Raw genomic sequence first — 19,717 nt, forward strand, 5'->3', positions numbered from 1 at the left:
CGCGCGCAGCTATATAAAGCAAGCCACCAGAAAGCACGAAGGCGACCCCAGGGTCGCCTTCAGTACTTATGCAGCAATGTAATAATTGCTTACTTCTTTTTGCGTACGTACAGAACCAGATTGTGGTCAACCAGCTCGAAGCCGTGCTCTTCCACGATTTGCTTCTGGCGCTTCTCGATTTCAGCGTCAAAAAACTCGATGACTTCACCGGAGTCGACTACGACCATGTGATCGTGGTGACCACCGTCAGCCAGCTCGAACACGGCGTGACCGCCATCGAAGTTATGGCGCACGACCAGGCCAGCGGCTTCGAACTGGGTCAGAACACGGTAAACCGTGGCCAGACCGACGTCCTCGCCTGCCTCCATCAGCGCCTTGTAGACATCCTCAGCACTCATGTGACGCTGCTCGGTAGAGTCGAGCATCTGTAGAATTTTAACTCGAGGCAGTGTCACCTTGAGACCGGCTTTGCGCAGTTCGCTATTTTCAACCATGGTCAGCTTTCTCGCCGATGCTGCTTCGCAGCTTCTCTGAATACGGGTATGATCGGGGTTTACGTTGTCCAGCCAAGATAGTGGAAGTCGCCCACCGATGCAAAACACCAAGCTCTTGCTAACCAGCCTCACCCTCGTGGGACTGCTCGCACTCGCCGGTTGCTCGTTCCCCGGGGTTTACAAAATCGACATCCAGCAGGGCAATGTCGTCACGCAAGACATGATAGACCAATTGCGCCCCGGAATGACCCGTCGGCAAGTAAGGTTTATCATGGGTAATCCGCTGATCCAGGATACCTTCCACACCAATCGCTGGGATTACCTGTACAGCCTGCAGCCTGGCGGCGGTGAGCGCCAACAGGAGCGCATGAGCATCTTCTTCAACGAGAACGATCAGCTCGCCAGCCTGTCCGGCGACTTCATGCCGGGTGTCAGCCGCGACCAGGAAATCCTCGGTGGCAGCGGCGATACCACGGTTAGCCCGACCGGCAGCACCGAACCCGCAGCGCAGGAAAAACCTGCCAAGCCAGGCTCGCTGGAAGCCACCATCCAGAAAGACGTGGACACCATCGAAGTGATCCCGGTACCGGTGCCAGAACCACTGGACACCTCGCCGCAGTAAGCCTGCAGCGCGTATAAAAAAGCCCGGATCAGTCCGGGCTTTTTCTTACCTGTAATTCAGCGTTTGGCTTTCTTGAATACCCTGGCGACCTTAGCGGCGCGCTGCTTGCGCACCTCCTTGGGATCCACCAGCAATGGCCGGTAGATCTCGATGCGATCACCCGCCTCGACCTTTTGCTCTTCAGGGTTAGCGATCACCCGACCAAAGATACCGATCGGGCAGGCTTGAATATCAGCCTCGGGAAAATGCGCGGCGATTCCCGAGAGTTTTACCGCCTCAGTAAGCGTCGTACCCGTCGGCACCTCAAGAGTGAGCAGCACCTGCCGCTCGGCCTGGGCATACACCACTTCGACCGCTAGCAAGGCTTCAGACATGGAGCTGCTTGGCACGCTGGCAGAAGGCATCGACCAGGGTGTTGGCGGCCTGGTTGAACAACGGCCCCAAAGTGGCACGCACCAGCGGCCCGGCGTAATCGAACGACAGGTCAAGGCTGATCTTGCAGGCTTTCTCGCCCAGCGGCTTGAATACCCAGACACCATGCAACTGGGTAAAAGGCCCTTCTTCAAGGTTCATTTCAATGGACTGGCCCGGCACCAGCACATTGCTGGTTACAAACTGCTGGCTCATCCCCCCCTTGGCCACTTCCAGGCGCGCGCGCATGTGCGTGTCGCTTTCTTCCATCACGGTGCTGGACGAACACCAGGGCAGGAACTCCGGGTAGCGCGCGACATCATTGACCAGGTCGTACAGGGCCTGGGCGGGATATGGCAGCAGGGCCGAACGTTGAATATGGGTAGTCATCCAGGGGTCAATTCCAAAGCTGGGCGGCAAACACAACCAGAATGCCGAGGGGCGCCATCGAGCGCATCAAGAGCGCGCATTGTCCGGGATTCACGGCAATGGCTCAAGCGCACTGCTACCCCGTAGCCGACAGCGCGGCGACTGCCTATAATGCCGCCCCTATGGCTAACCAAAAGAAACATCCGACAGGGACTATCGCGCAGAATAAAAAGGCGCGTCACGATTACTTCATCGAACACAAGTTCGAGGCCGGATTGGTCCTGTCCGGTTGGGAAGTAAAAAGTCTGCGTGCCGGCAAGGCGCACCTGACCGACAGTTACGTGGTGCTCAAAGATGGCGAGGCCTGGCTGATGGGCAGCCATATCACGCCACTGACAGCCGCCAGTACTCACGTCATCGCCGACCCGACACGTACCCGCAAACTGCTGCTCAACCGTCGTGAGCTGGAGCGCCTGCATGCGGCCGTCCAGCAGAAGGGCTACACCTGCGTGGCCTTGTCGATCTATTGGAGCAAGCACTTGATCAAGTGCGAAATCGCACTGGGCAAGGGCAAGAAGGAATACGACAAGCGCGACACCCAGCGCGAGCGTGATTCCGACCGCGAATTGCAGCGCGCGGTGCGCAACAAGGGCAAGGAAGACTGATTCCAGCCTGAAGCGCCTTTATCGCGGGGTAAGCCCGCTCCTGCAGGAGCGGCGCTGCCCCGTGACCGCTAACGCCCGCTACGCCGCTCCGCCCGCGCCACCCGCTGGACTTCCTGACGCACTTCATCGAGCACTTCCTGCACATAGGTGATGTGCCGGCTGGAGACTTCGCGTGCATCCTCCGCACGCCCTTCGACAATCGCCAGGTACAGCTCGCGGTGCTGGCTGATGAGCATGTCGCGGGTTTCGCTGCGCTGTTTGTACATGCCGCCGATGTTGGTCACCACGTTGCGTTTAAGCAGGTCGAACAGACCACGAATGGTGTGCAGCAGCACCGCATTATGGCTGGCCTCGGCGATCGCCAGGTGAAAGCGCGCATCGGCCGCGCCCTCCTCGGCCCGGTCCACTTCATCGGCACGGGCGTAGCAGTCCTGCAGGGTATCGAACGCCGCCTTGAGCCGCTGACGATCCGGCTCAGTGGCGCGGATCGCCGCATAATAGGCGCACGATGCCTCCAGGGTATGCCGGAACTCCAGCAAGTCGCGCTGTGCTTCGGGGTTGCTTTCAAGCAACTGCAACAGTGGGTCGCTGAAGGTTGAGCCGAGCGATTCGGCCACATAGTTGCCACCGCCCTGGCGGCTGACCAACAAGCCTTTGGCCACCAGCTTCTGGATCGCTTCGCGCAACGACGGTCGTGACACACCGAACTGCTCGGCCAGCGCCCGCTCGGCAGGCAGGCGCTGACCGGCCGTCAAGGTGCCTTCGAGAATCATCCCTTCCAGCCGTTCGACGATATCGTCGGACAAACGGCGTTGGCGGACCTGATCAAAAACCATCACATGCTCTCCACAATCCCGATTGCGTTCGGGGCTGTCTATTCTGGCGCATCCGCATCCCGCCGGCACCCATCAGTTGGCAAATTTCCCTGCCGTTCAGGCGCCCGATTCATTGCGCATCCGACGAAAGTTTTCCTGGGACAAATTGACACAGCCGCAGCGAGGCTTTTAACCTAGCGCCTCGACATTGTAAATTGGTCTTACCAATTATCCAATGCCAGTGCTGACCAACAACAATTAGGGGCCACCCCATATGCAAACCTGGCAACAGCTTTACAGTCCGCTTGGTAGTCTTGGCCTGTCCGCGCTCGCGGCAGTCATCCCGATCGTGTTCTTCTTCCTCGCGCTGGCGGTGTTCCGCCTCAAGGGTCATGTGGCCGGCAGCATCACGCTGGGCCTGTCGATCCTGGTGGCGATCTTTGCTTTCCAGATGCCTGCCGACATGGCGCTTGCCGCCGCCGGATACGGCTTTGCCTATGGCCTGTGGCCGATTGCCTGGATCATTGTCGCCGCCGTATTCCTGTACAAATTGACGGTCAAGAGCGGCCAGTTCGAAGTGATCCGCAGCTCGGTACTGTCGATCACCGATGACCAGCGCCTGCAGGTCCTGCTGATCGGTTTCTGCTTCGGTGCCTTCCTCGAAGGTGCGGCAGGCTTCGGCGCACCGGTGGCGATCACCGCCGCCCTGCTGGTTGGCCTGGGTTTCAACCCGCTGTACGCGGCCGGCTTGTGCCTGATCGCCAACACCGCACCAGTAGCCTTCGGCGCCCTGGGCATCCCGATCATCGTTGCCGGCCAGGTTACCGGTATCGATGCGTTCAAGATCGGCGCCATGACCGGCCGCCAGCTGCCACTGCTGTCGCTGTTCGTACCGTTCTGGCTGGTGTTCATGATGGACGGCCTGCGCGGCGTCAAAGAGACCTGGCCTGCCGCCCTGGTGGCCGGCCTGAGTTTTGCCGTGACCCAGTACTTCACCTCGAACTTCATCGGCCCGGAACTGCCGGACATCACCTCGGCCTTGGCCAGCCTGATTTCCCTGACCCTGTTCCTCAAGGTCTGGCAGCCCAAGCGCTCGTTCGCCAGCGCCACCGGCAGCGTTGGCGCCGCCGTGGTCCAGGGCGGCGGCAGCCAGCCTTCGCCGTACAGCTTCGGCGAGATCTTCAAGGCCTGGTCGCCGTTCCTGATCCTCACCGTGCTGGTCACCATCTGGACCCTCAAGCCATTCAAGGCCGCCTTCGCTGCTGGCGGTTCGATGTACAGCTGGGTGTTCAACTTCGCCATCCCGCACCTTGATCAACTGGTGATCAAGTCCGCACCGATCGTTGCCACCCCGACGGCGATCCCGGCGGTGTTCAAGCTCGACCCGATTTCTGCCACCGGTACCGCGATCTTCTTCTCGGCGCTGATCTCGATGCTGGTGCTGAAGATCAATTTCAAAACTGGTCTGACCACTTTGAAAGAGACCTTCTTCGAACTGCGCTGGCCGATCCTGTCGATCGGCATGGTCCTGGCCTTCGCCTTCGTCACCAACTACTCGGGCATGTCGTCGACCATGGCGCTGGTATTGGCCGGCACGGGTGCGGCATTCCCGTTCTTCTCGCCATTCCTTGGCTGGCTGGGCGTGTTCCTGACTGGTTCCGACACCTCGTCCAATGCCCTGTTCAGCTCGCTACAGGCCACCACTGCGCACCAGATCGGGGTCAACGACACCTTGCTGGTAGCGGCCAACACCAGCGGCGGCGTGACCGGCAAGATGATTTCGCCACAATCGATCGCCGTGGCCTGCGCCGCCACCGGCCTGGTCGGCAAAGAGTCGGACCTGTTCCGTTTCACCCTCAAGCACAGCCTGTTCTTCGCCACCATTGTCGGCCTGATCACCCTGATCCAGGCCTATTGGCTGACTGGCATGCTGGTTCACTAAAGTGTCAGGGGCCGGGCGCGTTGTGGCGCGCCCGGCAGCCGCCCCTTTAACCAACGCTGCGAGACCCCATGATCATTTCTGCCTCTACCGATTACCGCGCAGCTGCCCAACGCAAGCTGCCGCCGTTTTTGTTCCACTACGCCGACGGCGGTGCTTATGCCGAGCACACGCTGCGCCACAACGTTCAGGACCTGGCCGGTATCGCCCTGCGTCAGCGCGTGCTGAAGAACATGTCCGAGCTGAGCCTTGAGACCCAACTGTTCAACGAAACCCTGAGCATGCCGGTGGCCCTGGCGCCGGTCGGCCTGACCGGCATGTATGCACGCCGCGGCGAAGTCCAGGCGGCCCGCGCGGCAGCGGCCAAAGGCATTCCGTTCACCCTGTCGACCGTGTCGGTGTGCCCGATCGAAGAAGTGGCACCCGCCATCGACCGGCCCATGTGGTTCCAGCTCTATGTGCTCAAGGACCGCGGCTTTATGCGCAACGCCCTGGAGCGCGCCAAGGCTGCTGGCGTCACCACCCTGGTGTTCACCGTCGACATGCCGGTACCCGGCGCTCGCTACCGTGATGCCCACTCGGGCATGAGCGGCCCGAATGCACCGCTGCGCCGGGTCTGGCAGGCCATGACCCATCCGCAGTGGGCCATGGATGTCGGTCTGCTGGGCAAACCCCATGACCTGGGTAATATCTCCGCCTACCGCGGCAGCCCGACGGGCCTGGCCGACTACATCGGCTGGCTGGGTGCCAACTTCGACCCGTCGATTTCCTGGAAAGACCTTGAGTGGATCCGTGATTTCTGGGAAGGCCCGATGGTGATCAAGGGCATCCTCGACCCGCAAGATGCCAAGGACGCCGTGAAGTTCGGCGCCGACGGCATCGTCGTCTCCAACCACGGCGGCCGCCAGCTCGACGGCGTACTGTCCAGCGCCCGCGCCTTGCCGGCGATTGCCGACGCGGTCAAAGGCGAGCTGAAGATCCTCGCCGACTCCGGCATCCGCAGCGGCCTGGATGTAGTGCGCATGATCGCCCTGGGCGCCGACACCGTGCTGATCGGCCGCGCATTCCTCTATGCCCTGGCCACCGCCGGCGAAGCTGGAGTGAAAAACCTGCTGGACCTGTTCGAAAAAGAAATGCGCGTGGCCATGGTGCTGACAGGTGCCAAATCGATCAGCGAAATCACCCGCGACTCGCTGGTCCGCGAACTGGGTGCCTGATTGGTGCGCCTTCGAATCACCGCCTGATTGACCGGGGCACGCGGCGCACCAGACGCCAAGGCCCCACGAGGAGATTGCATGAGTCTGCCCGCCGCGTTCCTCGATTCGGTAGCCCGCCTGATACCCGGCGAGCGACGTTTCGACGACCCGCTCTCGACCCTGGCGTTCGGCACCGATGCCAGCTTCTACCGGCTGATCCCCAAGCTGGTGGTGCGCGTCGAATCCGAAGATGAAGTGGTCGCCCTGCTCAAGCTGGCCCAGCGTGAGCGCGTGCCGGTAACCTTCCGCGCCGCCGGCACCAGCCTGTCTGGCCAGGCCATCAGCGATTCACTGTTGATCGTGCTCGGCGATAACTGGAACGGCCGCGAGATTCGCGACCAGGGCCAGCAGATTCGCCTGCAACCCGGGGTGATCGGCGCCCAGGCCAACGCCTGGCTGGCACCGTTCGGGCGCAAGATCGGCCCGGACCCGGCCTCGATCAATGCCTGCAAGATCGGCGGCATCGTCGCCAACAATGCCAGCGGCATGTGCTGCGGCACCGCGCAGAACACCTATCACACTCTGGCCGGCATGCGCCTGGTGCTGGCCGACGGCACGCGCCTGGACAGCGAAGATCCGGCCAGTGTCGCCGCCTTCGAACACAGCCACGCCGGCTTGCTCGATGAGCTCGCGCGCCTGGCTCGGGAAACCCGCGCCAACAGCGAACTGGCAGCGAAGATTCGCCACAAGTACCGCCTGAAGAACACCACCGGCCTGTCGCTCAATGCCCTGATCGACTACGACCAGCCGCTGGATATCCTCAGCCACTTGCTGGTCGGCTCCGAAGGCACCCTGGGCTTTATCAGTGCCGTGACCTACGACACGGTGATCGATCACCCGAACAAAGCCTCGGCACTGATCGTCTTCCCGGATGTGGAAACCTGCTGCAACGCCGTCACCGTACTCAAAAGCCAACCGGTATCGGCGGTGGAGCTACTCGACCGGCGCAGCCTGCGCTCGGTGCAGGACAAGCCCGGGATGCCGGCCTTCGTCCAGCAACTGTCCGAAGGTGCCTGCGCGCTGCTGATCGAATCGCGGGCGGCAACCCAGGCGCTGCTGCACGAACAACTGGCGCAGATCATGGCCTCGCTGGCCAGCTTCCCGGTGGAAAAGCAGGTCGACTTCACCGAAGACGCCAAAGAGAACGCCAAGCTCTGGGCCATCCGCAAGGACACCTTCCCCGCCGTCGGCGCCGTGCGCAAGACCGGCACCACGGTGATCATCGAAGACGTGACCTTCCCGGTCGAACAACTGGCCATTGGCGTCAATCGCCTGATTGCGCTGTTCGACAAGCACCACTATGACGAGGCGATCCTGTTCGGCCATGCCCTGGAAGGCAACCTGCACTTCGTCTTCACCCAGGGCTTTAACAGCGCTGAAGAGGTCGCGCGTTACCAGGCGTTCATGGACGACGTAGCGCAACTGGTGGCGGTGGAATTCGGCGGCTCGCTCAAGGCCGAACACGGCACCGGGCGCAACATGGCGCCCTTCGTCGAACTGGAATGGGGCAGCGATGCCTACCAGTTGATGTGGCAGCTCAAGCGCCTGCTCGACCCCAATGGCATTCTCAACCCGGATGTGGTGCTCAGCGAAGACCCGCAAATCCACCTGAAGAACCTCAAGCCGCTACCGGCGGCCGACGAGATTGTCGACAAGTGCATCGAATGTGGCTTCTGCGAACCGGTTTGCCCCTCCAAAGGCCTGACCCTGAGCCCGCGCCAGCGCATCGTCATGTGGCGCGATATCCAGGCGAAAAAACGTGCCGGCAGCGACACCCGCGAGCTGGAACGTGACTACCAGTACCAGGGCATCGACACCTGCGCCGCCACCGGCCTGTGCGCCCAGCGCTGCCCGGTGGGGATCAACACCGGCGAACTGGTGAAAAAACTGCGCGCCCAGGCAGCCGGTCATGTGAAGACCGCCGACTGGCTGGCCGACAACTTCCACACCGCCCTCAGCGGTGCACGCTTTACCCTGCAGGCGGCCAATGGCGCCCGCCGATTACTCGGTGCGCCGCGCCTGAGTCGCCTGAGCGCCAGCCTGAGCACGCTCAGCCATGGCCGTGTGCCGCAGTGGACGCCGGCCATGCCGCAACCGCTCAAGGCCGTTCAGTTGACCCCGGCCAGCAACGACGCGCGGCCACGGGTGGTGTACCTGGCCGCTTGTGTTTCGCGGGTCATGGGCCCGGCGGCGACGGACCGCGAGCAGACCTCGCTGCTGGACAAGACCCGCGCCCTGCTGGAAAAGGCCGGCTATCAAGTGGTGTTCCCGGACAACCAGGACAGCCTTTGCTGCGGCCAGCCGTTTGCCTCCAAGGGTTACGCCGAGCAGGCCGAGCACAAGCGCCAGGAGCTGATCAACGCCCTGCTCCACGCCAGCCGCGGCGGCCTCGATCCGATCTACTGCGACACCAGCCCGTGCACCTTGCGCCTAGTTCAGGACCTGGCGGAAACGCGCCTGGACCTTTATGACCCGGTGCGTTTCATCCGCACCCACCTGGTCGACAAACTGGAGTTCACCCCCCAGGAAGAGCCGATCGCCGTGCATGTGACCTGCAGCACCCAGCACCTGGGCGAAAGCCAGGCGCTGATCGACCTGGCGCGGCGTTGCAGCAAACAAGTGGTGATTCCCGAAGGCATCCATTGCTGCGGCTTTGCCGGCGACAAGGGCTTCACCACCCCGGAGCTCAATGCCCATTCGCTGCGCAGCCTCAAGGATGCGGTGCAGTACTGCAGTGAAGGAATCTCCACCAGCCGCACCTGCGAGATCGGCCTGTCGAACCATGGCGGGATCGATTATCACGGTCTTGTCTATCTGGTGGACCGCGTAACCCGGGCGCGAGCGATCTGAACCCTGGACCAGCAGTCGACGTCGCTCGACCGATGGCGTATACTGAACCTCGAGCGTTGAAAAACGCTTACAGCTAGAGCGCAACACATGGGGCCGATTAGGATTCGACGCCGGTAGTGAAACTCTAGGTGCATGCCGAGTTGGTAACAGAACTCGTAAATCCACTGTTGCAACTTTCTATAGTTGCCAATGACGAAAACTACGAGGGTTACGCTCTCGCTGCGTAAGCAGCTGAGCCCGCTCTCCTGGTAGCTTCGGCTCCAGCAATCACTAGGGGATGCCTGTAAACCCGAAGTGATTGTCATACAGAACAGGATCGCCGTGCAGTACGTTGTGGACGAAGCGGCTAAAACTTACACAACTCGTCCAAAGCACCCTGCCCGTCGGGCGGCTGCGGATTAACTCAATAGACACGGCTAAGCATGTAGGACCGACAGCGGATCACTGGCGGACGGGGGTTCAAATCCCCCCGGTTCCACCAAATACGCAAAACGAAAAAGGCATCTGGCGCTTGCGCCGATGCCTTTTTTGTTGCCCTCTCAAAAGCATTGCTCAAGGACGAAGCCCATGCGCCCACTGATTACCCTGGCCCTGTTGCTGTTGTGCAGCGCACTACAGGCCGCCCCTCTGTGCGAGAACTTCCTGAGTGCATCTGGCGCTTACCCCAAGGGCATCGAGTATCTGGGCTGCCATCAGGAAGTTGAAGCCCAAACGGCGCCCTTGATTGCGACCTACAAGGTCAAGGGCAGCGAAGCAGCGGTGGCTGAGGCCTACCTGCAGCGAACCTACGGCATGGGTCGCCTGCAGTTTTTCTGCTGCATGTGGGACTCGCTGCGCCACTTCCACCGCGACCCACACAGCGGCATCAAATACCAAGTCCTCATGGCCTCCGAAGAGACGCTGGCCAACCAGCGCTCGCAGTGGGCACAGATCGAGTTCTTCTACATCACCGTCAGCGTCGATACCCTCGAGCCCTGACCGGCCATCAGCCCTTGGCGTACTGCAGCAACACCTCCAGCGGATGGCGCAACTGGCGGTCAGCCATGCGCTTGACCTGGCTGCGGCATGAATAGCCGGTGGCCAACGCCTCGCCCTGTTTATCCAGCTTGCCGGCCCAGGACTGCTCGAAGATGGTCCGCGAGGTGTCCTGATTGCGCGCTTCGTGGCCGTAGGTGCCGGACATGCCGCAGCAGCCGGTGGCTTCAGTCACCAGCTTCAGCCCCAGGCGGGCAAATACCTGTTCCCATTGACGAGTACTGGCCGGCACGTTGGTTTTCTCGGTGCAGTGGGCCAGCAGGCGGAAGGTTTCGCTAGCGCCCGCGGCCTGTTCGGGCAGTACGTCGATCAACCATTCCTGCGGCAACAGGACTTTCGGGCAATCGCTCAGACCTTCGACCTTCTGGTACTCCTGGCGGTACACCAGGGTCATGGCCGGGTCGAGGCCGACCAGCGGCACACCGCAATCGGCCAGGGCCTTGAGCTGGTTGGCGTTGCGAATCGCCGCCTTGGCGAAGGCGCCGAGGAAGCCCTGGACATGCAAGGGTTTGCCGTTGGCGCTGTAGGGCGCGAGGAACACCTTATGGCCAAGACGGTGGGCCAGCTCAATGAACGACGCCAGCAAAGGGGTTTCGAAGTAACGGGTAAAGGCGTCCTGAACCAGCACGATGCTGCGCTCACGCTGGGCCGGGGTCAGCTCGCGCAGCGCCGGCACGCTGGCCGCGCGCACGTTGCAGCGGGTCAGGGTGTTCTGCAGGTTGTAGCGGCTGATCAGCGGGCTGTCGAGCATGCCGACATGGCGTTCGAGCAGGCGGCTGACCCATTTCGACCCCATCACCGCGTTATACAAGCCTGGCGCATAAGCCAAGTAGGGAATGCTGAACTCCAGCGAACCGATCAGGTAGTCACGCAGCGGGCGCTGATAGCGACCGTGGTACAGCTCCAGGAAGCGCGAACGAAACTCCGGTACGTTGACCTTGATCGGGCACTGCCCCGCGCAGGACTTGCACGCCAGGCAGCCGGCCATGGCTTCGTAGACTTCGTGGGAGAAATCCGCATCGCCACGGGAGCGTGCCTGGTTGTTGCGCAGGCGTTTGGGCAGCTCCTTGAGCCATGAAGTCTTGTTCTTTGCCGCCGCCAATACATCGATGCTGGCCGCACCCTGCAGGCGCAACCATTCACGGATCAGCGAGGCACGGCCCTTGGGCGAATGCTGGCGTTCGCGGGTGGCCTTCCACGACGGGCACATGGCGTCGTTAGGGTCGAAGTTGTAGCAGGCGCCGTTGCCGTTGCAGTGCACGGCGCTGCCAAAGCTTTGCCAGACCCGCTCATCGATCTGCCGGTCAAAATCGCCGCGCATCGGCGCTTCGTTGACTTTGATCAGGCCCTGCTCGCTGCCTGGCGGGGTGCAGATCTTGCCGGGGTTGAGCTGGTTGTAGGGGTCGAACGCGCCCTTGAGCGACTGCAGTGCCGGGTACAGCTCACCGAAGAAATCCGGCACATATTCCGAGCGCAGGCCCTTGCCGTGCTCGCCCCAGAGCAGGCCGCCATAGCGATGGGTCAGCGCCGCCACGGCATCGGAAATCGGCTTGACCAGCGCCGCCTGGGCCGGGTCTTTCATGTCCAGGGCCGGGCGCACGTGAAGCACGCCGGCATCGACATGGCCGAACATGCCGTAGGCCAGGCCGTAGCTGTCGAGCAAGGCACGGAAGTCGGCAATGTAGTCGGCCAGTTGCTCAGGCGGTACTGCCGTGTCTTCGACGAACGGCTGCGGGCGCACTTCGCCTTCGACGTTGCCGAGCAGGCCCACCGAGCGCTTGCGCATGGTGTAGACCCGGGTCACGGCTTCGGCGCCTTCGGCCAGGGTGTGGCCCAGGCGCTCAACTCCGGTGTCGGCCTGCAGGTGGGCAACGAAGGCTTGCACCCGCGCGTTGACTTCGGCCGGGTCATCACCGCAGAACTCCACCAGGTTGATGCCCAGGGTCGGGCGCTCAGCTTGGGCAGGGAAGTACTCGGCGACGCTGTGCCAGACGATGTCCTTCATCGCCAGCATCAGTACCTTGGAGTCCACTGTTTCGATCGACAGCGGCTTGTGCGCCATCAGCGCATTGGCGTCGCGCAGGGCGTCCATGAAGCTGCTGTAACGCACGTTCACCAGCACCGCGTACTTGGGAATCGGCAGCACGTTGAGCTTGGCCTCGACCACATACCCCAGCGAGCCTTCGGCGCCGCACAGTACGCTGTTGAGGTTGAAGCGGCCTTGCTCGTCACGCAGGTGCGCCAAGTCGTAACCGGTCAGGCAGCGGTTGAGCTTGGGGAAGATGGTCTCGATCAACTCGCCCTGGGTTTGCTGGATCTGCCGGGCCATGCGGTACACCTCACCGCTGCGCCCTGGCTGCGCGCAGGCCTGCTCCAGCGCCTGGTCGTCGATCGCCAGGGTATGCAGGCGCTCGCCGCCGAGCAGCACGCTGTGCAGTTCAAGCACGTGATCGCGGGTCTTGCCGTAGGTGCAGCTGCCCTGGCCACTGGCATCGGTGTTGATCATGCCGCCGACGGTGGCGCGGTTGGAGGTCGACAGCTCCGGGGCGAAGAACAGCCCGTGAGGCTTGAGCGCGGCGTTGAGCTGATCCTTGACCACCCCGGCCTGGACCCGCACCCAGCGCTCCTCGACATTGATCTCGAGGATGTTGTTCATATGCCGCGATAGGTCAACGACGATGCCGTCGGTCAGCGACTGGCCGTTGGTGCCGGTACCGCCACCACGGGGCGTGAGCTTGACCTGGCGAAAGCGCGGTTCGGCGGTCAGCGTGGCAACCCGCGCGACGTCGTCGGCATCCAGCGGGAACACCGCCGCTTGCGGCAGGCGCTGGTAGATCGAGTTGTCGGTGGCAAGCACCGTACGGGTGGCGTAGTCGGCGCTGAACTGGCCACGGAAACCGCTGGCGCGCAGGGCGGCAAGAAAATCGGCGTAGTCGGCAGCAGGGGCGCTGGTCGGCAGTTGGGCGATCATCAAAGGATGGCCTCTTTAATTTGGCTAATCACGGGAATATCGGAACACTTGCTGGCTGAGCATAATTAGGTCAGCCTCAAGACACTGATGTGCCAATGATCCCGGAGCATGCCGCTGGGGACAACTGGATATTTCTGCCGCTATCGATGACTTTTACGAATGAATTACCGCCACCTCACGCCGTCCATGTCATTGCTGCTGGCTTTCGAAGCCGCTGCCCGGCATGAAAGCTACACCCGCGCCGCCACCGAGCTGTCACTGACCCAGAGCGCGGTGAGCCGCCAGGTGCAGGCGCTGGAGCAGCAACTGGGCCTGACCCTGTTCCGCCGTGAAGGCCGTCAGGTACGCCTGACCGATGTCGGCAGGCTGTATCAGCGGGAAATGAGCGAAGCCCTCGGGCGGATTCGCAGCGCCACCTTGCAGGCCATGGCGTACCAGTCCGGCGAAGGCAGCCTGCGCCTGGCGACCCTGCCGACCTTCGGCTCCAAGTGGCTGCTGCCGCGCCTGCATGAGTTCTACAAGCTGCACCCGGGCATGCTGGTACACATCAATTCACGCATCGAAGCCATCGATTTTGAAACCAGCGGCATCGACGCCGCCATCGTCGTCGGCAATGCCGACCTGCCGGGGCTGGTCTGTCATCGCCTGCATGCCGAAGAGTTACTGGTGATCCTCTCGCCGGACACCGCCGCCAGCCAGGCCGACTGGTCACCGGCACACGTGCGCGAGCAGTTGCTGCTCAACGTGGCTAACAACCCCAACGCCTGGGGCGAATGGTTTTCCCACCATGGCCTGGCGCACCGCAGCATGCGCCTGGGGCCCAGCTTCGAGCTGACTTCGCACCTGATCCAGGCGGTGCGCGCCGGCATCGGCATCGGCCTGGTGCCGCGCATCCTGGTGACCGACGAGCTGGCCAGCGGTGAACTGGTCAGCGTCGGTGCACCCTTTGCCAGCCAGCGCAGCTACTACCTGATCTACCCGCCACGCAACCAGTCGCTGCCGTCGCTGACGGCGTTTCGCGGCTGGTTGCTGGGGCAAATCTGAGGCCCAGGCTCAGATGCTCAGGCAGATCTTGCCGAAGTGCTGGTTGCTTTCCTGGTAGCGGAAGGCCTCGACGATCTGCTCCAGGTCGAAGGTCTTGTCCACCACCGGACGCAGGCCATTGGCATCAATGGCGCGAACCATCGCCTGCTGCTGCGCCCGGCTGCCGACCAGCACACCTTGCAGGCGAATCTGCCGCACCAGGGCCTGGACCAGCGGCAGGTTGCCCGCCACCCCGGTGAGGATGCCGATCAGCGACACATGCCCGCCAATACGCGCAGCGATCATCGACTGCTCAAGGGTCGCCGGGCCGCCCACCTCGATCACATGATCAACGCCGCGGTTGGCGGTGAGCTGGCGCACCTTCTCGCCCCAGGCCGGGGTGCTGCGGTAGTTGATCAGGTGGTCGGCACCGAGGGCCTTGAGGCGCTCGAGCTTCTCGTCGCTGGAGGACGTGGCGATCACCGTGGCACCGGCCAGCTTGGCGAATTGCAGAGCGAAAATCGACACGCCACCGGTACCTTGCACCAGCACGGTATCGCCTGGCTTGAGCGAGTCATCGGCCATCAGTGCGCGCCAGGCGGTGAGGCCGGCGGTGGTCAGGGTCGCCGCTTCGGCGTGGCTGTAGCCCTTGGGCGCATGGGTAAAAGAGGTAGCGCGGGCAGTCACCTGTTCGCGGGCGTAACCATCGATGCCGTCGCCCGGGACCGTGGCGAAACCTTCGACCAGCGGCTGGCCGTCCAGCCAGTCAGGGAAGAACGTGCTGACCACCGCATCGCCCACGGCAAACTCGCTCACGCCAGCACCCACCGCGGTCACCACACCGGCGCCGTCGGCCATGGGAATACGCGGCGCAGTCGGCCCCCACATGCCACTGACCACGGCGAAGTCGTGATAGTTGAGCGAGTTGGCGTGCAGGCGCACGCTGATTTCGCCGGCTTGCGGCGCCGCAGCCTCACGGGTGCCGACCTGCACCTTGTCGTAACCACCGCCGGTCTGGACGATAATGGCCCTGCTGGTCATGGAAACCTCCTGAGTCGATAGACAAATAGCTGACCAGTCTTTGCCTGCCCCTGCCCCAGGTCAAGCACCAGCGCTTGCATAGTTCGCCAGCAAACCACAATAATGCGACTAATTATCAATTACTCGATATTGCCCCACCATGCCCGCTCCCGATCATGCTGCCCTGCACGCGCTCTACAGCGAACATAATGGTTGGTTGAAGAACTGGCTGCGTGCTCGCCTGGGCAATGCCAGCGATGCCGCCGACCTTGCCCAGGACACCTTTATCCGGGTTTTGAACGCGCGCAATGCCGACACTATTCGCGAGCCGCGCAGCTACCTGGGTGCCATTGCCCATGCGTTGATGATCGACAAGTTTCGCCGCAAGGCGCTTGAACAGGCGTACCTGGACGCACTGGCGCTGCGCCCGGAGCGGGTCGCCGAATCGCCGGAAAGCCGCTTGCTGATCCTCGAAACCTTGCTGGCCGTGGACCAGATGCTCGATGGTCTGGGCGAGCGTACGCGCACTATCTTCCTCACCGTACAGCTCGAAGGCCTGAGCTATGTGGCCACTGCCGAGCGCCTGGGGGTGTCGGTGACCACGGTGAAGAAGCACCTGATCCGCGCCATGACCCACTGCCTGCTGCTGACGGACGACTGACATGGCCCAGCCGCTGGACGCTCGCACCCTCGAAGCTGCCGCCACTTGGTACGTGCAGCTCAACGCCGCACCGCCCAGCGCTGCCCAGGTGCAGGCCTGGCAGGATTGGCTGGGCAAGAGCCAGGCCCATGCCCAGGCCTGGGCCCGGGTAGAAAAGCTGCAGCGCCAGCTGGGGCGACTGCCCGCCGATGTCGCCCTGCCGACCCTGGCCGGCGTGCGCGCCCGGCGTCGCGCCGTGCTCAAGACCCTGGCACTGCTGATGGCCGTCGGTGCAACGGGATGGGCCGTACGGGAAAGTACTCCGGGCCAGGCCTGGATGGCCGAGCTGCGCACCGGCAAGGGTCAGCGCCGCCAGGTACGCCTCGACGATGGCAGCCAGCTCGAACTCAATACCGACAGCGCGGTGGATATCCGCTACGACGGCCAGCAACGCCTGCTGCGCCTGTACAGCGGCGAAATCATGGTGCAGACCGCCCGTGATAGCGCGGCTCGCCCGTTCATTGTCGAAACGGCCGAAGGCCGGGTGCGCGCCCTCGGTACGCGCTTCAACGTCCGTAGCGACAATGGCCTGAGCCGGGTCACCGTGCTGGAGCATGCGGTTGAAGTGCGTCCGCTCGACCAGCCGCTGTTGATGCTGCGCCTGGAGGCCGGGCAAAGCGTCAGCTTCGACCGCAAGCAGATTGCCGCCGCCCATAATGCCCTGCCCGGCACGGGTGCCTGGACCCAGGGCATGCTGACCGTGATCGAATGGCGCCTGGAGGACTTCATCAGCGAACTGCGCCGTTACCGTCCCGGCGTGCTGCGCTGCGCCGAAAGCGTCGCCGACGTGCGCCTGTCCGGCGCCTTTCGTATCGACGACACCGACACCATCCTGGAAAACCTCGGCGTGTCGTTGCCGGTCAGGGTGCGTTACCTGACCCGCTACTGGGTCAGCATTGAAGCTGTCTGAAGAAATTTCGCACAAAGGGTTGCCGATTTTCATTCTCATTCGGCTACGCAGGTAAAGCGGCACATTTCGACCGCCCCTCTGCCCAGCCAATCGAAGGAAATCCTGCATGCCCCCGACTTGTCCGCGCGCCCCTCGCCCGCTGGTTCGCGCTGTCCACCTGGCGCTGTTCGGCCTGACCCTGGCGCCGCTGCCGTTGCTCGCGCTGCTGCCCGCCAAGGCCATGGCGCAGAGCGCCAGCACCCAGTTCCAGATCGCCCCGGGCCCGCTGGGCACCGCCCTGAGCCTGTTCGCCACCCGCGCCAACATCACCCTGTCGTTCGATGCCCGGCAGACCCAGGGCCAGCAGTCGGCCGGCCTGCAAGGCGACTACTCGGTGGAAGAAGGCCTGGCGCGTCTGCTCAGCGGCACCGGTCTGCAGGCTCAGCGCCAATCCAACGGCGGCTACGTGCTGGTGCCGGCCAGCAGTGGCGCGGTAATGGAACTGGGCGCCACCAGCATCAATGCCCAAGGCCTGGGTGAGACCACCGAGGGCACCCATTCCTACACCACGGCGGCAACCCGCACCGCGACCAAGCTGCCGCTGTCGATCCGCGAAACGCCACAAACCATCACCGTGGTTACCCGCCAACAGATGGATGACCAGGGTGCCCAGAGTATTTCCGATGTGTTGCGCAATACCCCCGGCGTGTCGGCGCAAACCTATGACAGCGACCGTACCGAGTTCTCCAGCCGTGGCCTGGTGATCACCAACTACCAGTACGACGGCGTCAACACCGTGTATGACGGCGTGTATGGCGAAGGCACCGCGCATGTCGACATGGCCATCTATGACCGAGTGGAAGTGCTCAAGGGCGCGACCGGTCTGATGACCGGCTCCGGCGACCCGTCGGCCACGGTCAACCTGATTCGCAAAAAACCTACCGCGCAGTTCCAGAGTTCGCTCACCGGCAGTGCCGGCAGCTGGGACAACTACCGTGGCGAAGTCGATGTCTCCGGCCCGATCAACAGCAGCGCCAGCGTGCGTGGGCGCTTCGTCAGCGCGCAACAGGACAAGAAGGGCTACCAGGACCACTACCAGCAAAGCAAAGAGGTGTACTACGGCATCCTCGAGGCCGACATCACCCCCGACACCCTGCTGACCGTCGGCATCGACCAGCAGACCACCACCCCGCGCGGCAGCTCATGGACCGGTAACCCGGTGTACTACACCGACGGCGGCCGCACCGACTTCTCCCGCTCGTTCAACCCGGGCGCCGACTGGAGCCGCCGCGACTTCCAGAACCGCACCTACTTCGCCTCGCTGGAACAGGCGCTGGCCAATGACTGGTCGCTCAAGCTGACGGTCAACCAGTTGCAAAGCGACCACGACACTCGCCTGGCCTCGGCCAGCGGTGGCGCGCCGGATCGCAATGGTGATGGCATGTCGTTCTTCTGGGGGCGTTGGGAAGGTCATCGGGTACAGAACAGCGCCGACCTCAACCTCTCCGGCCCGTTCACCCTGTTCGGTCGCCAGCATGACCTGGTCGTCGGCCTGGACACCAACCATTCCCACCAGACCGGCGCGACCTGGGACACCAGTGAGTTTGCCATGGTGCCAGGCAGCATCTTTGACTGGGACGGTCACATTGCGGTGCCGGCGTTCCCGAAAAACGGCAAGTACGAGCAAAACAAGAGCCAGAACGGCGCCTACCTCGCCACCCGCCTGCACCCGAGCGACGACCTGTCGGTGATCCTCGGCACCCGGGTCAGTACCTTCAAGTACAGCGACCAATATGACTATGACGGCCTCAACCCGACCTTCCAGGACAACCAGTCCGGCTACAAGCAACACGGCGTGGTCACCCCATACGCCGGCATTGTCTACGACCTCGACGACACCTACTCGGTGTACGCCAGCTACACCTCGATCTATCAGCCACAGAGCAACAAGGACAGCAACGGCGCCACCCTCGACCCGGTCGAAGGCGACAGCTACGAAACCGGTCTGAAGGCGGCCTACTTCGACGGCAAGCTCAACGCCAGCCTGGCGCTGTTTCGCATCGAGCAGGACAACGTCGCCGAGTCGATCGGCACCAACCCTGCGACCAACGAAGGCATTTACAAGGCTACCAGCGGCGCCACCACTCAAGGCATCGAACTGGAAGTTGCCGGTGAACTGCAGAAAGGCTGGAACCTCTCGGCCGGTTACACCTACGCGCGCTCACGCGATGCCGACGAGCAACACATCTATGGCTTCCCGATGAGCACCAGCAAGCCTGAGCACCTGGTGCGGCTGTTCACTACCTATCGCCTGCCTGGGGTGCTGGACAAAGTGACCGTCGGGGGTGGGGTCAACTGGCAGAGTGCGTTCTACGGCAAGATCTACAATCGCTCGGTGAACGACTACACCTTCATCAAGCAAGGCGGCTACACCCTGGTCGACCTGATGACCCGTTACCAGTACAACGAGCAACTGAGCTTCACGGTCAATGCCAACAACGTGTTCGACAAGCGCTACCTGACCGGGCTGGGTAACTACGACACCACCTACTACGGTGATCCGCGCAATGTGATGCTGACGACGCGCTGGGAGTTCTGAGTAAGGTGTGAGGGCCTCATCGCTGGCAAGCCAGCTCCCACAAGGACCACGTGCAGCCC

General features: G+C 62.8%; 16 protein-coding genes and 1 other RNA gene. 11 read left to right on the forward strand and 6 right to left on the reverse strand.

Annotated elements, in window-relative coordinates; all coding sequences use genetic code 11:
- Window positions 1–89 precede the first annotated feature (89 nt).
- Window positions 90–494, reverse strand: a complete 405-nt coding sequence (fur, locus tag BV82_RS23265; protein ID WP_010222963.1) for a ferric iron uptake transcriptional regulator — start codon at window positions 492–494, stop codon at window positions 90–92.
- Window positions 495–591: 97 nt separating this feature from the next.
- On the opposite strand from fur, the gene BV82_RS23270 reads away from it, so the two are divergent.
- Entirely contained in the window at window positions 592–1,116 is a 525-nt protein-coding gene (locus BV82_RS23270; protein ID WP_010222962.1) for an outer membrane protein assembly factor BamE, read from the forward strand.
- Window positions 1,117–1,172: 56 nt separating this feature from the next.
- Here the strand turns inward: BV82_RS23270 and BV82_RS23275 are convergent, their stop codons facing one another.
- Both BV82_RS23275 and BV82_RS23280 read right to left on the reverse strand, forming a co-directional pair.
- On the reverse strand, window positions 1,173–1,490 hold the full coding sequence (locus BV82_RS23275) for an RnfH family protein (RefSeq protein ID WP_010222961.1): 318 nt from the start codon (window positions 1,488–1,490) through the stop codon (window positions 1,173–1,175).
- Window positions 1,483–1,917 carry a type II toxin-antitoxin system RatA family toxin gene (locus BV82_RS23280; protein ID WP_010222960.1) on the reverse strand — a complete coding sequence of 145 codons (435 nt, stop codon included), beginning with the start codon at window positions 1,915–1,917 and terminating at the stop codon, window positions 1,483–1,485. The genes BV82_RS23275 and BV82_RS23280 overlap by 8 nt, the downstream gene beginning before the upstream one ends.
- 161 nt (window positions 1,918–2,078) lie before the next feature.
- Between BV82_RS23280 and smpB the strand changes: the two genes are divergently transcribed.
- Window positions 2,079–2,561, forward strand: a complete 483-nt coding sequence (gene smpB / locus BV82_RS23285; RefSeq protein WP_010222959.1) for an SsrA-binding protein SmpB — start codon at window positions 2,079–2,081, stop codon at window positions 2,559–2,561.
- 68 nt (window positions 2,562–2,629) lie between these two features.
- Here the strand turns inward: smpB and BV82_RS23290 are convergent, their stop codons facing one another.
- A complete protein-coding gene (locus BV82_RS23290; RefSeq protein WP_036996926.1) occupies window positions 2,630–3,397 on the reverse strand; it encodes a GntR family transcriptional regulator in 768 nt (255 codons plus the stop codon).
- A 253-nt stretch (window positions 3,398–3,650) separates the two neighbouring features.
- Between BV82_RS23290 and BV82_RS23295 the strand changes: the two genes are divergently transcribed.
- The 5 genes from BV82_RS23295 to BV82_RS23315 all read left to right on the forward strand — a co-directional run bounded on the left by BV82_RS23295 (window position 3,651) and on the right by BV82_RS23315 (window position 10,399).
- Window positions 3,651–5,318: a lactate permease LctP family transporter gene (locus BV82_RS23295; protein WP_010222957.1), complete on the forward strand. Its 1,668-nt coding sequence runs from the start codon at window positions 3,651–3,653 to the stop codon at window positions 5,316–5,318.
- 68 nt (window positions 5,319–5,386) lie between these two features.
- Window positions 5,387–6,532, forward strand: coding sequence for an FMN-dependent L-lactate dehydrogenase LldD (gene lldD, locus BV82_RS23300; RefSeq protein WP_010222956.1), 1,146 nt, complete (start codon window positions 5,387–5,389; stop codon window positions 6,530–6,532).
- A 78-nt stretch (window positions 6,533–6,610) separates the two neighbouring features.
- On the forward strand, window positions 6,611–9,421 hold the full coding sequence (locus tag BV82_RS23305) for an FAD-binding and (Fe-S)-binding domain-containing protein (RefSeq protein WP_036996927.1): 2,811 nt from the start codon (window positions 6,611–6,613) through the stop codon (window positions 9,419–9,421).
- An 89-nt stretch (window positions 9,422–9,510) separates the two neighbouring features.
- Window positions 9,511–9,902, forward strand: a transfer-messenger RNA (tmRNA) gene (gene ssrA / locus BV82_RS23310).
- 86 nt (window positions 9,903–9,988) lie between these two features.
- Window positions 9,989–10,399 carry a DUF4952 domain-containing protein gene (locus BV82_RS23315; RefSeq protein ID WP_010222953.1) on the forward strand — a complete coding sequence of 137 codons (411 nt, stop codon included), beginning with the start codon at window positions 9,989–9,991 and terminating at the stop codon, window positions 10,397–10,399.
- A gap of 7 nt (window positions 10,400–10,406) precedes the next feature.
- On the opposite strand, the gene ydiJ is transcribed toward BV82_RS23315, so the two are convergent.
- The gene (ydiJ, locus tag BV82_RS23320; RefSeq protein WP_036996929.1) at window positions 10,407–13,427 is read right to left on the reverse strand and encodes a D-2-hydroxyglutarate dehydrogenase YdiJ; all 3,021 of its coding nucleotides are present in this window, start codon (window positions 13,425–13,427) and stop codon (window positions 10,407–10,409) included.
- A 159-nt stretch (window positions 13,428–13,586) separates the two neighbouring features.
- Between ydiJ and BV82_RS23325 the strand changes: the two genes are divergently transcribed.
- Window positions 13,587–14,471: a LysR substrate-binding domain-containing protein gene (locus BV82_RS23325; RefSeq protein WP_036996931.1), complete on the forward strand. Its 885-nt coding sequence runs from the start codon at window positions 13,587–13,589 to the stop codon at window positions 14,469–14,471.
- A 9-nt stretch (window positions 14,472–14,480) separates the two neighbouring features.
- Here the strand turns inward: BV82_RS23325 and BV82_RS23330 are convergent, their stop codons facing one another.
- A complete protein-coding gene (locus BV82_RS23330) occupies window positions 14,481–15,491 on the reverse strand; it encodes a zinc-dependent alcohol dehydrogenase family protein (protein WP_010222950.1) in 1,011 nt (336 codons plus the stop codon).
- A gap of 139 nt (window positions 15,492–15,630) precedes the next feature.
- Between BV82_RS23330 and BV82_RS23335 the strand changes: the two genes are divergently transcribed.
- The 3 genes from BV82_RS23335 (at window position 15,631) to BV82_RS23345 (ending at window position 19,658) form a co-directional block, all read left to right on the forward strand.
- Complete coding sequence (locus BV82_RS23335) at window positions 15,631–16,131, forward strand: sigma-70 family RNA polymerase sigma factor (protein WP_010222949.1); 501 nt, start codon at window positions 15,631–15,633, stop codon at window positions 16,129–16,131.
- Window position 16,132: 1 nt separating this feature from the next.
- The gene (locus BV82_RS23340) at window positions 16,133–17,080 is read left to right on the forward strand and encodes a FecR domain-containing protein (protein ID WP_036996932.1); all 948 of its coding nucleotides are present in this window, start codon (window positions 16,133–16,135) and stop codon (window positions 17,078–17,080) included.
- Between the two features lie 106 nt (window positions 17,081–17,186).
- Complete coding sequence (locus BV82_RS23345) at window positions 17,187–19,658, forward strand: TonB-dependent siderophore receptor (protein ID WP_081839709.1); 2,472 nt, start codon at window positions 17,187–17,189, stop codon at window positions 19,656–19,658.
- Window positions 19,659–19,717 lie beyond the last annotated feature (59 nt).

Origin of the sequence: Pseudomonas donghuensis, assembly GCF_000696345.2 — a bacterium.
Classification (GTDB): Bacteria; Pseudomonadota; Gammaproteobacteria; order Pseudomonadales; family Pseudomonadaceae; genus Aquipseudomonas; species Aquipseudomonas donghuensis.